Origin of the sequence: Hydrogenophaga sp., from assembly GCF_030158645.1 — a bacterium.
Taxonomy (GTDB): domain Bacteria; phylum Pseudomonadota; class Gammaproteobacteria; order Burkholderiales; family Burkholderiaceae_C; genus Hydrogenophaga.
Genome location: NZ_JAOASO010000162.1, coordinates 1 through 11,672 on the forward strand (window position 1 = coordinate 1; position 11,672 = coordinate 11,672).

Here is an 11,672-nt window from a genome sequence, read left to right on the forward strand (position 1 = left end):
TGTTGACCTCGCCGATGCCCTGACTCTGCTCGCTGGCCGATGCGGTGATGTCGCCAATCACGCGGTTGACGCGGCCCACCGAGTCGACGATCTCCGTCATGGTGGTGCCGGCGTCCCCCACCAGGCGCGCACCGGCCTCCACCTTCTCCACGCTGGTGTCGATCAGGGTCTTGATTTCCTTGGCGGCAGCGGCGGAGCGCTGCGCCAGGTTGCGCACTTCGCTGGCCACCACCGCAAAGCCGCGGCCCTGTTCACCCGCACGTGCGGCCTCCACCGCGGCATTGAGCGCGAGGATGTTGGTCTGGAATGCGATGCCGTCGATCACGCCGATGATGTCGGCGATCTTCTTGCTGCTGTCGTTGATGGAGCCCATCGTCTTGACCACCTCGGCCACCACCGAGCCGCCACGGCGCGCCACGTCGGCCGCACTCGATGAGAGCTGCTGAGCCGAGCTGGCCGCACCCGAGCTCTGCGACACATTGCTGGTGAGCTGTTCCATGGAGGCCGCGGTCTGCTGCAGACTGCTGGCCGTTTGCTCGGTGCGGGTGCTCAGGTCTTGCGTGCCGGTGGCGATCTCGCTGGACGCGGTGGCGATCGATTCCGACGAGTCTTTCACACCAGCGATCACGCGGGCGAGCGACTGGTCGGCCTTGCGCAGGTCGGCCACGAGATCGGCGAATTCGTCGCGGCTGCTGGCGGTCTGCACGGTGCCCAGGTGGCCGGCGGCAATGGCCTGCGCAGCGCGTGAGGCGTGCTTCATGCTGGCGGCCATGCTGAGGTAGATGCCCACATACAGGTACACCGAGACGAGCACACCCAGCGTGAGCACGATCAGCAGGAGGTTGCGGTTGAGTGCCGCACTGCTGCCGCGCTCGACCAGCAGCTCGTCGAGCACCACGCGGTTCTGCTCCACCAGGGCCCAGGCGGCATCGATGGTCGGACCCGATGCGGTGAAAACGTCCTGCTGCGACACGGTCACCGCCTCCACGCCGGTGAAGTTTTTGCGGATGAAGCCCAGCAGTTCCTTGGAGCTGGCCTTGAGCGCGTCGAACCGTGCGCTCAAGGCTTTCTCCACCACCGGGTTGGCCAGCATCGACTGGCCCAACAAGGTTTCAACCGAGCCGAAGGTGTCGTTCAGCCGTGCGTCGGTCACTTCATAGAACACCTTGTCCTTGGGCGAGACTGCACCACGGTTCACGTTCATGGTGGCGTAGGCCGCGATGCGCACCGCGATGCCGGCGGTGGATGGTGTGTTGTTCGCCAGCGGGTAGCCGAGGTAGAAGATGTCGGCGTCGGGGTCCTGCGCCAGACCGGACTTGTTGCCCATGTCGCGCATGAAAGCGTAGAGCCGACCGTATTCCGGCGCGTGGGCCGAGAAGGCTTTCTGCGGGAACTCGGCGTCGGCGGGCAGCACGTTGATCTTGGCCTGCAGCTCCTTCCAGCCGTTCTGCAGACCTGCGAACTCCTTCGTCATGTCGAAGAAGGGCAGGGCGTCCTTGACCTGCTGGTCGATCTTGGCGAGCTGCCGATCCACCGCGGCGGCCTGCTTCTTGAAGCCCTCCAGGGCCGCCGGGTCGCCCGGTGTGCCGGTGATGGTGACGCGCCGGCTCTCGATCAGCACCTTGTTCCACTCGACCAGGTCGGCCATCAGTGCCACGGCGACACGTTTGGACTCGATCGCGCTCACCCGTGCGTTGAGGTACTGCGCGGCGGCCAGGCCCAGGACCAGCAACAGCAGCAGCGTGGGCACACCGGCGAGCAAAAATTTCGGGCCCAGTCGCAGGCGGGCCATCAGGGCGGAGGCGGGGGCAAAGAAGGCATTCATGGATGTTCGGGCACAAAAGGTTGTGTGACTTGCAACCGTTTGATCTGACAAGCAGGGCCAGGCGGTTGCCTCTCAAGGCAGACCCCTTGTTTGTCGGCCATTGGCGCCCGAACTGAAGCGCTGAAAAGCGCCGGAATTCCCCCCAACGTCCTTCAGGCGGTGTGGGCGGGGTCCGCGAAGCAGACCATGGGCAGCGCGTCTTCGAAGCCCGCGAGCGCGCCGTCGATGCTCTGGATGAAGTCGCTCGGGGGGCCCTGGCGTGCCAGCAGGCGGAAGGCCTGGTACATGATGCCGTTGGAGCTGCGCACCACCGTGTCGAACAGGTCCGTCGGAAAACCGGTGCCGGTGCGCAGCAAGGGGTTGATGCCGCCCTGATCGAAGTCATCCAGCGCTTCGCTGTACGCGTCGTTGATCGCCAGCAGCGGCTGGACCAGACCGGCCAGGCCCGGTTCGTTCGCGAGGCGCTCCTTCAGGTCGTGCACCATGCGCCCGGTGGTGGGCAACTTGAGCGCACCGTTCACATCGAGCATGGCGTCGAATTCGCCATCGGCGGCGGCGTAGGCGTACCAGGCCGCGCGCACCATCGCGTCGTACTGCACCTGCAGCATCGCGCAGGCCGCGTTCTGTGCGCCAGTGGCAAACAGGATGCGCAGCGCATAGGCGTGCTCGATGCACAGCTCGCAGGCAAAGGTGGTGGCCAGCGCGCGGTGGCTGTCGCTGCGCTCGGGCATGCGTTCGATGCGCTCGCCCAGTTGCAGGGCAAAGGCTTCGGACTGTTCGAGAAGGACTTGTTCGTAGTTCATGCGCGCATGGTAGCGGCCGGCGCTTTCTCCGCGAACCCCAACCCCGTTGCAGGTGTCGCTTCAGTGGCTTGCCCGGTGCCGGCTGCCCCGCAAAATACGGGTTGGACGGGCCGGCTGTTCGGCCCACTGGATGAAGGCATCAGCATGCAGAAAATCGAAGACTGGTCCGCGCGCGACATCGCCGCCCGGGTGGCGCGGCGCGAACTCACCGCCGAAGCGGTGGCGCGCGCCCTGGTGGAGCGCACGCAGGCGCTGGACCCCGCCATCCTCGCCTGGCAGCACTTCGATGCCGAGCAGGTCATGGCCCAGGCGAAGGCACTGGATGGGGCCGGCGCACAAGGCCCGCTGGCCGGCGTGCCGGTGGCGGTGAAGGACTTGATCGACACCGCCGACATGCCCACCACCTACGGCTCGCCGATCTATGCCGGTCACCGCCCTGCGGTGGACGCGGCCGTGGTGGCCAGCTTGCGCGAGGCCGGCGGCGTGGTCATGGGCAAGACCGTGACCACCGAGTTCGCCACCTTCAAGCCGGGTGTCACCCGCAATCCGCGCGCCACTGCGGAGTCGCCGCGCACGCCGGGGGGATCGTCCAGCGGCTCGGCGGCGGCGGTGGCCTGCGGCATGGTGCCGCTGGCCTTCGGCACGCAGACCGCCGCTTCCATTGTCCGACCCGCAGCGTACTGCGGCGTGGTCGGCTACAAGCCCACCTTCGGCCTGCTGCCCATGGCGGGCATCAAGTCGCTCTCGCCCACGCTGGACACCGCCGGCGTGTTCGCCCGCACCGTGGACGACGCTGCGTTCTTCGTGAGCACGCTCTCGCGCATGGAGCTGGCCACGGGTCCCGTCAAGGGCTGGCGCGTCGGAATCTGCCACACGCCGCATTGGGATCTCGCCTCGGACGACGCACGCCGCGCGTTGCAGCTGGCTGCGCGCCACTTCGACAAGCTGGGTGCCCGCGTGGTCGAGGCGGTGGTGCCCGGTGCCTGGGCGGGGCTGGCGCAGGCGCAGATGGACATCATGGGGTTCGAGGCCTGGGCCGCGTTTGCGCCCGAGCGCAACAGCCACGCCAGTCTGTTCAGCCCGGCGTTTGCCGAGGTGCTGGCCAGCGGCGCTGCCGTGAGCGGCGGCCGGTTGGCCGAGGCCCACGCACTCGCCATCCACGCCCGCGGCGAGATCGAGAACCTGCTGCAACAGGTGGACGTGTTGATCGCGCCGAGCGCCACCGGCGAAGCACCGCAGGGGCTGGACGCCACCGGCAACCCGATCTTCAGCCGCATGTGGAGCCTGCTCGGTGTGCCTTGCGTGCACGTGCCCACGGGCGTGGGCGGTCAGGGCATGCCGGTGGGTGTGACGGTGATCGGGCCGCGCTGGCGAGATGCGAAGGCGCTGAGCGCCTCGCTGGCGCTTGAAGCCGCCGTCAGGGGCTGAGGCTCAGACCGCGCCGGTGGGGTGCGTGGGATCGACCCACAGCACCTGCTCGGGCTTCTCCACCGGCGCAATGTCCAGGTTGACCGCCACCGCCTGGCCGTCGCTGCGGCACAGCACGCACTCCAGCACCTCGGTGGCGCTGGCGTTGATCTCCTGGTGTGGCACGAAGGGGGGCACGTAGATGAAATCACCCGGGCCGGCTTCGGCGGTGAATTCGAGGTGATCGCCCCAGCGCATGCGCGCACGGCCCTTCACCACGTAAATCACGCTCTCCAGTGGTCCGTGGTGGTGGGCGCCGGTCTTGGCATCGGGGTGGATGGTCACCGTGCCGGCCCAGAGCTTCTGCGCGCCCACGCGCGCGAAGTTGATCGCGGCCTTGCGGTCCATGCCCGGGGTCGAGGGCACGTTGCCGTCGAGCTGGTTGCCCGGCACCACGCGCACGCCGTCGTGCTTCCAGGCGGGGGTGTGTTCGTGGGGATGGCTGTGGTCGTGGTGGTGTGACATGGCGTGTCTCCGGGGCGATGGAGGGCCCAGTGTGCCACCGCCCCGCATGCCCGAAAATCAGCGCATTGAATCGCCCCGTTGGAGAAACCGTCTTGCCCCTGCCCGCACCCCAGCCCCGCACCCCCATGCACACCCGCCGCGTCGAGTACCGCGGCTTTCACCGTGCCGATGGCCTGTGGGACATCGAGGGCACATTGCACGACAGCAAGCCACACGACTTCGAGATCCAGGGCGAACGCCGGTGGGCAGCCGGTGAGCCCGTGCACCACATGCACCTGCGCGTCACGGTGGACAACACCATGGTGATCCGCGAGATCGCGGTGGCCATGGATGCGCACCCGCACGGCCCCTGTCCCGAGGCCATGGCGCCCATGCAGCGCCTGGTGGGCGAGGTGCTCGGCAAGGGCTGGCGCCACACCATCCAGCGCCACCTCGGCGGCATCCAGGGTTGCACGCATTTGCGCGAGCTGCTGTTCAATCTCGCCACCGCCGCGTTCCAGACGCGCTCGGATTCGTTCGCTGCCCCCGCCGATGGCAGCCCACCGGGGCACCTGGGCCAGTGCCTGGCCTGGGACTTCCACGGTCCAGTGGTGGAGAAGGTGTATCCGGTGTTCTTCCGCTGGCAGCCGCCGGCCGCAGCGTCCAAGCCCTGAGGCCCGGCAAGCGCGTGCAGGCGCGGCCTCAGCCCGGTGCTGCGCGCATGCGGATGAGGGTGGCGCTGTCGACCCACAGACGCAGGCCCAGCGAGCCCGAGCCTGCGCGGATCGGCAGCTTTCTCAGCGCCATCTCCACCGCCTCGACCTGCGGGCAGGCGGCGCAGGCCTGCACCATCCGCGTCATGAGCCGCTCTTGCGTCTCGTAGAACCCGTCGCGCGCCAGCCGCTCCAGCTCGGCCACCAGGGGGTCGTAGTCAAAGACATGGTCCATGCCGTCCCGTTCGATCAGCACCAGCGAGGGGTCGATCCACAAGGTGAGATCGAGCAAGTGCCGATCGGGCACGGTGTCACCCGGGCCGTAGGTGCCGATGCGGGTGTCCAGTGCGAGGTCGCGCAGTTCCACCGTGCTTCGAACGTTCACAGCCGCGCCCTCACTCAATCCACCAGCGCCGCATACGCCAGGGTTCGGAACAGCGCGCGGTAATGCTCCCGCTGGTTCGGCGCCTGCGCCAGAAAGATGCCGAAGAGGTGTTCGGCCGGATCGACGAAGAAGCTGGTGCCGCCGATGCCGCTCCAGTGGTAGGTGCCCACCGAGCCCGGCATGGGCGCCAGCCCGGCAGCCGTGCGCACCGCAAAGCCCAGACCAAAACCGTGACCGGGCGGCAACAACGATGGGTCGTTGCCGGGAATGGGCCCCAGGTGATCCGCCGTCATGAAGTCCACCGTGCGGGGGCCGAGCAGCCGCACCCCGCCGAGCTCGCCCTTGTTGAGCATGAACTGCAGGAAGCGCGCGTAGTCGGCACCGGTGGACATGAGTCCGCCGCCGCCGCTGTGCAGCGCGGGCGCCTCGCGCGGGTCGATCAGGCGCATCGGAATGCCGCCGTCGGGGTCGTGTGCAAAGGGCTCGGCGATGCGGGCGTGATCGGCCGCAGGCACCGCAAACGCGGTGTCTTTCATGCCCAGCGGCCCGAGGATGGTCTTTTCGAGGTGTTCGGCCAGCGTCTGGCCCGTGACCGCTTCAACCAGCCGGCCCAGCACATCGGTGGCGCGGCTGTAGGCCCACACGCTGCCAGGCTCGAACATCAGCGGCAGGGCCGCAAGTGCCTGGCTGAAATCGGCGTTGCTGCGGGCGCGCGAACCGATGTTGGCCTGTCGGTACATCTGCTGCACCGGCGAGTCGCCGAGGAACTCGTAGGTGAGTCCGGCGGTGTGGCGCAGCAGGTCCTGCACCGTGGCGGCGCGCTGCACGGCGCGCTGCGTCACGCCACCCGGTGTCTGCACCAGCAGTTGCTGGTTTGCAAACTCGCTCAGGTGCAGGTGCACCGGATCGGCCAGTTTGAGGCGGCCCTGTTCGATCAGCATCATCACCGCCACCGAGACGATCGGCTTGGTCATCGAGTAGATGCGGAACACCGCGTCGCGCTTCATGGGAGCGTCGTGCGCCGGGTCGAGCTTGCCGATGGATTCCATGAGGGCGATGCGGCCGTGCCGCGCCAGCACCAGCACCGCGCCGGGCAGGCGGCCACCGTCCACATCGGACTGGAACACGCTCACCAGGTGGCGCATGCGCTCGGGGCACAGGCCCAGGTCGGCCAGCTCGGCCGCAGGCAGGGGCGCGCGCATCTCAGGCTCCGTAGCGTTGGCGCGCCAGCGCGGCGCCCTGTGCGAGCGCTTCGAGCTTGGCCATGGCCACTTCGCGGCTCATGGGCGCGAGACCGCAGTTGGTGCAGGCGATCAGGTGCTGTTTGGGCACGTACTTGAGCGCGAGGCCGATGGTGTCGGCCACCTGCTCGGGCGTTTCGATCACGTCGCTGGCCACATCGATCACACCCACCATCACGTCCTTGCCTTCGAGCAGTTGCATCAGCTCGGGCGGCACGTGCGAGTGGAAACACTCCAGGCTCACCTGCTGGATGCTGCTTTTGGCGAGTGCCGGGAACACCTGCTCGTACTGGCGCCACTCTTCGCCCAGCGTCTGCTTCCAGTCCACGTTGGCCTTGATGCCGTAGCCGTAGCAGATGTGGACAGCGGTGGTGCAGGTCAGGCCGCGCGCGGCCACTTCGAGTGCGGCCACGCCCCACTCGGCGGCTTCTTTCATGTAGACGTTGAAGGCCGGTTCGTCGAACTGGATGATGTCCACACCATCGGCCTGCAGCGCCAGCGCTTCCTGGTTGAGCAGCTCGGCAAAGGCCATGGCCATCTTCACCTTGTCGCCGTAGTAGCGGTCGGCCACGGTGTCCACGATGGTCATGGGACCGGGCAGGGTGAACTTGAGTTTTTTCTTCGTGTGCTTGCGCGCGAGCTGCGCTTCAAACGCGTGCACGCGGCCTTTGAGGCGCAAGGGCGCCACCACCTGCGGCACCTGCGCGTCGTAGCGGTTGTTGCGGATGCCCATGGTCACCTTGTGTTCGAAGTCGATGCCCTCGACCTGCTCCACAAAGCCGTGCACGAAATGCTGGCGCGCCTGCTCGCCGTCACCGATCACGTCCAGGCCCGCGTCCTCCTGCGCCTTGATCCACAGCAGCGTGGCGTCGGCCTTGGCCTGCTGCAGCTCGGGGCCCTGTGTCTTCCACTGCGGCCAGAGTTTTTCGGTTTCGGCCAGCCAGGCGGGTTTGGGCAGGCTGCCTGCGATCGCGGTGTCGAACATGGTGTCTCCGTTTTTTGTGAACAAGCGGTGAAATCTTAATCAGACGGTCCCGTCTTTGCTGTCACAAGGGCTTGGGAGCGTTCAGGCCTGCGGGGCGCCGGCTTGCAGCGCGGGCGCTGCGCGCGCGAAAGCGTCGAGCTGTTCGCAGGTCGCCATGATGCGTTGCACGTGGGGAATGTCGGGCACCTCGATCTTGAAGATGCGCGTCATGACCACGAGGCTGGCCAGGCAGATGTCGGCGAAGGTGGGCGTGTGGCCGTGGCAGAAGGTGCCGGTCTCGGGCTCGCTGGCCAGGCGCTGCTCCAGCGCCTGCAGGCCGGTGCCGAACCACTGGATCTGCCAGGCGCGCCAGGCCGCTTCGTCAAAGCCACCCACGCTGGTGAGGTACTTCTTCACCCGTGGTGTGATGAGCGGATGGGTGTCGGCCGCGAGCAGGGCTGCGAGCGAGCGCACGCGGGCGCGTCCGTGTGCATCGGCCGGCAGCAAGGCGGGTGTGGGATGGGTCTCCTCGATGAATTCGAGGATGGCCAGCGACTGCGTGATGGGGGTGTGCGGCTGCCCGGGCGCGTGGTCGATCAGCGCGGGAATCGCACCCATCGGGTTGAGCCGGAGGTAGGCCTCGCTGCGTTGTTCGCCCGCTTCCAGGTTGACGTTGATCTCGTGGGGCGTCACGCCCTTGAGGTTGAACGCCACGCGCACGCGGTAGGTGGCCGAGGTGCGCCAGAAGGCGTAGAGATCGAAGCGGGCGGTGTCCGTCATGGTGGGTCCTGCGGGGGGTTGAAAGGGCTCGTCGCACTGTAGCCGCAGTGCAGCATCGAAGCCGCTTCACAGTCCGCTGCGTGACCGTTACCATGCTCACGATCGCGCAGAATGGGCGCCGGACGCAGCACGTGCCTGCCGTCTCTCGCGATACCCGTGCCCCCTCAAAAAAACTTCAGGAGACAAGACATGAAAGCTTTTCACCGCATGAGCTCGGTGGCCCTCGCCATGGGCATGGCCCTGGGCACCAGCGCCGCGCTGGCGCAGACCGCCGCGCCCGCCGCACCCCCTGCACCCGCCTGGAAACAGGGCATGCCCGAGAGCATGGCCACCTCCACGCTGGCCCCGCTCGCCGGCAAGAACACCGCCACCGCAGCGGCCGACATCCCGATCGACAAGATCAAGTTGCCACCCGGCTTCAAGGCCGAGATCTGGGCCACCGGATTGCCGGGCGGCCGTGCCATGGCCCTGGGTGACGAGGGCAAGATCTATGTGGGCACGCGCGGTCTGGGCCGTGTCTACGAGGTGAGCAACAACGGATCCGAGCGCACCGTGCGCACCGTGGTGGACAAGCTGGTGCAGCCCGCGGGTGTGGCATTCAAGGACGGCGCGCTGTACGTGATGGCCATCAACAAGGTGCTGCGATTCGACGGCATCGAGAAGAACCCGGCCGTGGCACCGGTGGACATGACCGAGGCCTTCAAGCTCCCGACCGAACAGCACCACAACTGGAAGTACATCGCCTTCGGTCCGGACGGCAAACTCTACGTGCCCTTCGGTGCGCCGTGCAACATCTGCGCGCTGCCCACGCCCGAGTACGCGCAGATCCGCCGCTACAACCCTGACGGCTCGGGCATGGAAGTGGTGGCCACCGGTGTGCGCAACACCGTGGGGTTTGACTGGCACCCCGCCACCAAGGAACTCTGGTTCAGCAACCACGGCCGCGACTGGATGGGCGACGACACGCCCAACGACACCGTCAACCGCATGCACAAGGTGGGCCTGAACTTCGGCTTCCCTTCGTGCCACCAGGGCAACCTGCCCGACCCCGATGTGAAGAAGGACAACGCCTGCGCCGGTGTCGAACAACCCGTGGCGCTGATGGGCCCGCACGCCGCCAGCATGGGCGTGACCTTCTACACCGGCAACATGTTCCCACCCGAGTACAAGGGCGTCCTGTTCAACGCGCGCAAGGGTTCGTGGAACCGCACCAAGAAGATCGGCTACGACATCGTGATGGTCAAGGCCAGCGCCGATGGCAAGAACAGCCAGGTCGTGCCCTTCATGACCGGTTTCATGAACGAAGCCGACCAGTCGTTCTGGGGCCGTCCCGCCTACATGCTGCAGATGAAGGACGGCTCGATGCTGGTGTCCGACGAGCAGCTCGGTGCGATCTACCGCGTCTCGTACGCGAAGTAAGCCATGGTGAAGATGTCGCTTGCGCGGGGCGCCTCGGCAACGCTCCTCGGGCTGGTTTTCTGGGTCGGCTCGCCGGTGTGGGCGCAAGACATCTCGGCGCGGCTGATGGCCTGCGCGGCCTGCCACGGGGCGGACGGCAACTCCCAGTTGCCCAACATCCCGTCGCTCGCCGGGCAGCCCAAGGTGTTCGTTGAAAACCAGCTCGTGATCATCCGCGAGGGGCTGCGTGAGATACCGGCCATGAAGGGCTTGCTCGATGGCGTGAGCGACGCGGACATCACCGCCATGGCGGTGCACTTTGCCAAGCTGCCGGCGCGCAACGCGCCGCCACCGGGCGACCCTGCGCTCATGGCGCAAGGCAAGGCGCTGGCCGAAGGCATGCGCTGCGGCATCTGCCACCTGCCCGATTACCGCGGACGCGAACAGATGCCCCGCCTGGCCGCCCAGCGCGAGGATTACCTGCTGTATTCGATGCTGCAGTTCAAGAACAACCAGGCCACGGGTCGCGACACCATCATGGCGGCCTCGCTCTACGGCGTGTCGGACAACGACATCAAGGCCCTGGCCCATTTCCTGGCGCGCGTGGCGCCCTGAGGACGGGTTCAGACCGGGGCGTTTTCCCTGTCGCTCAGGGTCACCAGCAGCTGGATCACCTCGGCGCACTCCTCTTCGATGCGCGAGATGCGTTGGGACACCGCCGGTGACAGGGAATTCTGTTCGGTGTGGCGGATCGATTCCGTCTGCTCGAGGATGGCCGACATGCGTTCGAACAACTCCGAGGTGATGTCGTCGGCGCTCGCGTCGGCCGCTGGTTCGGTCAGCGGAGCCGCCGCCACCGGCACCGGCTGCGGCGCACGCTGCACCGTGGGTGGGGCAGGCGGCGTCTTGGGCGGTGGAGGTGGCGCATCCGCAAAGTCTCCGAAGATCTGCGTCGGTGCAAATTCGGTTTCGTGTCCTTGCCAGACGTCGCTGGTGCGTGGCCGGGCGGATTCGGTTTTGCTCGTGAAGTCTCCGTGCGGCGAAAAGCTCAGCTCGATGCTTTCCATCTCCTCGCTCAAGAGCTGGTCGACCCGGTCGCGGATGTCCTGGCGGTTGATCGGCTTGAGGAAGAAGTCCACCACGCCCAGCTCCAAAGCCTGGCGGCGGTAGCTGTCTTCGGTGTGTGAGGTCACCATGATCACCTGCGTGCCCCGCGTGTCCGGGTGGTCCAGCATGCGCTTGACGACCTCGTAACCGCTGAGGTCGGGCATGTCGACGTCGATCAGCATCAGATCGGGCCGGTGCGCATGGAGCTTTTTCAGCGCGTCTTCACCGCGCACCGAGAAATACAGCTGTGCGCAGTCCATCAGCGTGCGCGCCAGGACGTGCACCATGGTCGGATCGTCGTCCACGATCAGCACCCGGCGTCGCTCGGGCGGGGCGTTGGGGGTTGATGGGTTCACAGCATTTCCCGTTGGTTGAAGCCTGATGTTGCGCCTTTGCCCGCCCGGGCAAAGCCGGAAAAGCGGCACACACCGCCCGCAAATCGGCGCATTGGACGGGTGATCGGTGCAACTGGGCGATCGTGCAGCCGCTTTTCCGGGGCTTGGCTGTGGGCCGTGGCAAGACACTGGAGCGTCTTGCCCCAACCG

Annotated in this window: 12 protein-coding genes; 4 read left to right on the forward strand and 8 right to left on the reverse strand. The window is 67.0% G+C overall.

Annotated elements, in window-relative coordinates; translation table 11 throughout:
- On the reverse strand, window positions 1–1,825 hold a 1,825-nt coding region (locus Q1W68_RS17335), incomplete at its 3' end, for a methyl-accepting chemotaxis protein (protein WP_300717176.1).
- A 152-nt stretch (window positions 1,826–1,977) separates the two neighbouring features.
- Window positions 1,978–2,628, reverse strand: coding sequence for a hypothetical protein (locus Q1W68_RS17340; protein WP_300650963.1), 651 nt, complete (start codon window positions 2,626–2,628; stop codon window positions 1,978–1,980).
- A 144-nt stretch (window positions 2,629–2,772) separates the two neighbouring features.
- On the opposite strand from Q1W68_RS17340, the gene Q1W68_RS17345 reads away from it, so the two are divergent.
- Window positions 2,773–4,056 (forward strand): amidase, encoded by a 1,284-nt coding sequence (locus Q1W68_RS17345; protein ID WP_300650960.1) that lies wholly within the window; start codon window positions 2,773–2,775, stop codon window positions 4,054–4,056.
- Between the two features lie 3 nt (window positions 4,057–4,059).
- On the opposite strand, the gene Q1W68_RS17350 is transcribed toward Q1W68_RS17345, so the two are convergent.
- A complete protein-coding gene (locus Q1W68_RS17350) occupies window positions 4,060–4,560 on the reverse strand; it encodes a cupin domain-containing protein (protein ID WP_300658535.1) in 501 nt (166 codons plus the stop codon).
- A gap of 125 nt (window positions 4,561–4,685) precedes the next feature.
- Between Q1W68_RS17350 and Q1W68_RS17355 the strand changes: the two genes are divergently transcribed.
- On the forward strand, window positions 4,686–5,213 hold the full coding sequence (locus Q1W68_RS17355) for a DUF2889 domain-containing protein (protein ID WP_366146720.1): 528 nt from the start codon (window positions 4,686–4,688) through the stop codon (window positions 5,211–5,213).
- A gap of 28 nt (window positions 5,214–5,241) precedes the next feature.
- Here Q1W68_RS17355 and Q1W68_RS17360 read toward each other — a convergent pair whose 3' ends face one another.
- From Q1W68_RS17360 to maiA, 4 genes are all read right to left on the reverse strand, one after another.
- The gene (locus Q1W68_RS17360; protein ID WP_300650955.1) at window positions 5,242–5,637 is read right to left on the reverse strand and encodes a dihydroneopterin aldolase; all 396 of its coding nucleotides are present in this window, start codon (window positions 5,635–5,637) and stop codon (window positions 5,242–5,244) included.
- A 14-nt stretch (window positions 5,638–5,651) separates the two neighbouring features.
- Entirely contained in the window at window positions 5,652–6,839 is a 1,188-nt protein-coding gene (locus Q1W68_RS17365; protein ID WP_300650953.1) for a serine hydrolase domain-containing protein, read from the reverse strand.
- A 1-nt stretch (window position 6,840) separates the two neighbouring features.
- Window positions 6,841–7,863, reverse strand: coding sequence for a methionine synthase (locus tag Q1W68_RS17370; RefSeq protein ID WP_300650952.1), 1,023 nt, complete (start codon window positions 7,861–7,863; stop codon window positions 6,841–6,843).
- Window positions 7,864–7,944: 81 nt separating this feature from the next.
- Window positions 7,945–8,622, reverse strand: a complete 678-nt coding sequence (gene maiA, locus Q1W68_RS17375; protein WP_300650949.1) for a maleylacetoacetate isomerase — start codon at window positions 8,620–8,622, stop codon at window positions 7,945–7,947.
- A 189-nt stretch (window positions 8,623–8,811) separates the two neighbouring features.
- Between maiA and Q1W68_RS17380 the strand changes: the two genes are divergently transcribed.
- Together Q1W68_RS17380 and Q1W68_RS17385 are read left to right on the forward strand one after the other, a co-directional pair.
- Complete coding sequence (locus Q1W68_RS17380) at window positions 8,812–10,041, forward strand: PQQ-dependent sugar dehydrogenase (protein ID WP_300717177.1); 1,230 nt, start codon at window positions 8,812–8,814, stop codon at window positions 10,039–10,041.
- A gap of 3 nt (window positions 10,042–10,044) precedes the next feature.
- A complete protein-coding gene (locus Q1W68_RS17385; protein ID WP_300658165.1) occupies window positions 10,045–10,635 on the forward strand; it encodes a c-type cytochrome in 591 nt (196 codons plus the stop codon).
- A gap of 8 nt (window positions 10,636–10,643) precedes the next feature.
- On the opposite strand, the gene Q1W68_RS17390 is transcribed toward Q1W68_RS17385, so the two are convergent.
- Window positions 10,644–11,483, reverse strand: a complete 840-nt coding sequence (locus tag Q1W68_RS17390; protein WP_300654765.1) for a response regulator — start codon at window positions 11,481–11,483, stop codon at window positions 10,644–10,646.
- Window positions 11,484–11,672: the final 189 nt, after the last annotated feature.